This is a genomic window from Pseudomonas sp. HY13-MNA-CIBAN-0226, from assembly GCF_040310305.1.
Taxonomy (GTDB): domain Bacteria; phylum Pseudomonadota; class Gammaproteobacteria; order Pseudomonadales; family Pseudomonadaceae; genus Aquipseudomonas; species Aquipseudomonas gregormendelii.
The window spans coordinates 1-343 of sequence record NZ_JBEOPS010000113.1; the positions used below are offsets into that span (position 1 = coordinate 1).

Annotated in this window: 1 protein-coding gene; it reads right to left on the reverse strand. The window is 61.2% G+C overall.

Going from position 1 to position 343, the window contains the following annotated elements; genetic code table 11:
* The coding region (locus AAEZ05_RS28000; protein ID WP_350649817.1) for a helix-hairpin-helix domain-containing protein at window positions 1–343 on the reverse strand (343 nt) is incomplete at both ends.

Sequence of the window (343 nt, forward strand, 5' to 3'; positions counted from 1 at the left end):
GTCCTTGGCCACATCGCGACTCATCAGCTCCAGGGAGCCGGTGAGTACCCAGGTGTGCCCGGCTTCAGGTAAACCTTCGACGAGCTTTTTCTCGCTCTGCCAGTGCATACCGAAGTCCTTGAGCTGTTGCTCGATAGCCAGGGCATGGTTGGCGTTGTCGGCATTGTCGAAAAACTCCCGTACAGCCTTGGCTTGCTTCTCGGGCAGCGCCTGGCGCATGTCGAGCCAGTCAGCCTTGATGACGCCTTCCAGCGAACCGAACTTGTCCGCGAGCTTCTGCGCCGCGCCTGGCCCCACCGACGGTACGTGCAGCTTGTCGAGCAAACCGCCCAAGGTGGTGCTG